Origin of the sequence: Amycolatopsis sp. SID8362, from assembly GCF_010550475.1 — a bacterium.
GTDB lineage: Bacteria > Actinomycetota > Actinomycetes > Mycobacteriales > Pseudonocardiaceae > Amycolatopsis > Amycolatopsis eburnea.
Genome location: NZ_JAAGNB010000955.1, coordinates 1 through 3,022, shown reverse-complemented (window position 1 = coordinate 3,022; position 3,022 = coordinate 1). Strand labels below are relative to the sequence as shown.

1 protein-coding gene is annotated in these 3,022 nt (G+C 74.9%); it reads left to right on the top strand.

Features of this window, described 5'->3' with window-relative positions; all coding sequences use genetic code 11:
* Nucleotides 1–3,022 (top strand): non-ribosomal peptide synthetase (locus tag G3I65_RS29455; RefSeq protein WP_160698987.1); only part of this gene is annotated, 3,022 nt, incomplete at both ends.

The following is a 3,022-nucleotide window of genomic DNA, read 5'->3' as shown; positions in this document are numbered from 1 at the left end:
GATCGTGCCGCTGGCCGAGCTGCCCCGGACGGCGAACGGCAAGCTCGACCGCCGCGCGCTGCCCGCCCCCGACTTCGCGGCGGCGTCCCGGCGCCGGCCGCGGACCGTCACCGAGAACGTCCTCTGTGGACTGTTCGCCGAGGTGCTCGGCCTCGACGAGGTCGGCCTGGACGACGGGTTCTTCGACCTGGGCGGGCATTCGCTGCTGGCCGCCCGGCTGATCGGCCGCGTCCGCGCGGTGCTCGGCGTCGAGCTGGGCATCCGCGACCTGTTCCGCACCCCGGCCGTCGCCGGGCTCGCCGAAGTCCTCGGTGACGCGGCTCCGGCGCGCCCGCCGGTGACACGGCGCGAACGGCCCGAGCGGCTGCCGCTGTCGTTCGCGCAGCAGCGGCTGTGGTTCGTCGACCAGGCCGAGGAGCCCAACGCGGGCTACGACGTCCCGCGTGCCTTGCGCTTGCGCGGGTCCCTCAACGTGGCCGCGTTGCAGGCGGCGCTGGCAGACGTCGTCGAGCGGCACGAGTCGCTGCGGACGGTGTTCCCGTCCCACGAAGGCGAGCCGTGGCAGGAGATCCTGACCGCTCCTTCGATCCCGTGGGAGTTCGCGGAGTCCACTGAGGACTCGCTACCGGACGTCCTTGCGGAGGCCGCGGGGCACGTCTTCGACCTGCGCACCGAGCTGCCGATCCGGGCGCACCTGGTCTCGGTCGCCGCCGACGACCACGTGCTGCTGCTGGTGCTGCACCACATCGCGTCCGACGGCTGGTCGGCCGCGCCGCTGTGGCGCGACCTGGCCACCGCCTACGCGGCGCGCGTCGACGGCGAGGCACCCGGCTGGGCACCGCTGCCGGTGCAGTACGCGGACTACACGCTGTGGCAGCGGGAAGTCCTCGATGAGCCGGAGATCACCGGCCAGCTGGCGTTCTGGCGGGACACCCTCGCCGGGGTGCCGGAAGAGCTGGCCCTGCCCGCCGACCGGGTCCGCCCGGCCGTGGCGAGCCACCGCGGTGGCTCGGTGGAGTTCACGCTCGGCGCCGACGTCCACACCGGACTGGCCGAGCTGGCCCGCCACGGCGGCGCGACGCTGTTCATGGCACTGCAGGCCGGGTTCGCGGCCCTGCTGTCGCGGCTCGGCGCGGGCGACGACGTCCCGCTCGGTACCGCGGTCGCCGGCCGCGGCGACACCGCGCTGGACGACCTCGCCGGGTTCTTCGTCAACACCCTGGTCCTGCGCACCGACGTCTCCGGGCAGCCGACGTTCCGGCAGCTCCTGGCCCGCGTCCGCGACGTCGGCCTGGCCGCGCTCGCGCACGCCGACGTCCCGTTCGAGCGGGTCGTCGAGGAGCTGAACCCGGTGCGTTCGGCGGCGCGGCACCCGCTGTTCCAGGTCATGCTGGTGCTGCAGAACAACGCCACCGCGCGGCTGAACCTGCCCGGGCTGGTCACCGAGAGCGTCGCGGTCCGCCGGGACGTCGCCAAGTTCGACCTGACCGCGGGCATCGAGGAGAACCACGCGGCCGACGGCAGCCCGGCCGGGCTGACCGGGCAGCTGGAGTACGCGGCCGACCTGTTCGACCCGGCCACGGCCGCCTCGATCGCGCAGCGGTTCGCGCGGTTCCTCACCGCCGCCGTCACCACGCCGGACGTCCCGGTGACCGAGCTGGACCTGCTCACCGGCGAGGAGTGCGCCGCGCTGCTGGCCCAGGGCACGACCGCGGCCACCGCGCCCGCGATGCGGCTGCACGAACTGGTTGAACGGCAGGCGGCCTGGGCGCCGGACGCGACCGCGCTGGTCTTCGAGGGTTCGGCGCTGACCTACCGCCAGCTCGACACCGAGGCCAACCGGCTCGCCCGGCACCTGATCGCCGAGGGGGTCGGCCGGGGCGACCTGGTCGGCGTCCACATCGGACGCTCACCGCGGCTGGCCGTCGCGCTGCTCGCCGTGCTCAAGGCCGGGGCCGCCTACACCGTGCTGGACACCGAATTCCCGGCGGAACGGCTGGTCGGGGCGCTGCGGCGGACCTCGGCGGCGGTCGTCCTCACCGACGGGCGGTCGTTGCCGTGGCGGCGGATCGACGTCGTCGAAGACGCGGCCGCGATCGCCGTCCGCAACGGCGGGGTGCTCGGCCTGCCCGGGAGCCCGGACGAGCTCGCCGTCGTCATGTTCACCTCCGGTTCGACGGGCGTGCCCAAGGCGGTCGCGGCCCCGCACCGCGCCGTCGTGGGCACGCTGACCGGCCAGGACTACGCCGGGTTCGGCCCGGACGACGTCTGGCTGCAGTGCGCGCCGGTGTCGTGGGACGCGTTCGGCACGCAGCTGCTCGGCCCGCTGCTGGCCGGCGGCACGGTCGTGCTCCAGCCCGGCCAGCGCCCCGAGCCCGCGCTGATCGAAGAGCTGGTCCTGGCGCACGGCGTCACGGTCCTGGACGTCTCGGCGAGCCTGTTCAACTTCCTGGTGGACGAGCACCCGGCGGTGTTCGGGACGGTCCGCCGCGCGATGACCGGCGGTGAGGCGGCGTCGCCCGCGCACCTGGCGAAGGTGCTGCGGGAGTACCCGCACGTCGCGGTCGTCAACGGCTACGGCCCGGCCGAGACGATGGGCTTCAGCACGTTCCACGCCGTCACGGCGGTCGACGGCCCGGTGCCGATCGGGCGGCCGCTGACCGGCAAGCACGCCTACGTCCTCGACGCCCGGCTGCGGCCGGTGCCCGCCGGGGTCGTCGGCGAGCTGTACCTGGCCGGCGTCGGCACCGCGCACGGCTACCTCGGGCAGCCCGGCGTGACGGCCGAGCGGTTCGTGGCGTCGCCGTTCCGGGCGGGGGAGCGGATGTACCGCACCGGCGACCTCGCCCGGTGGACCGGCGACGGTGTGCTGGCGTACGCCGGGCGCGCCGACGACCAGGTCAAGATCCGCGGCTTCCGCGTCGAACCCGGCGAAGTGCAGGCCGTGCTGGCCGCGCACGAGGGTGTGACGCAGGCGGCGGTCGTGGTCCGGGACTGCGTCCTGGTCGGCTATGTCGTGGGC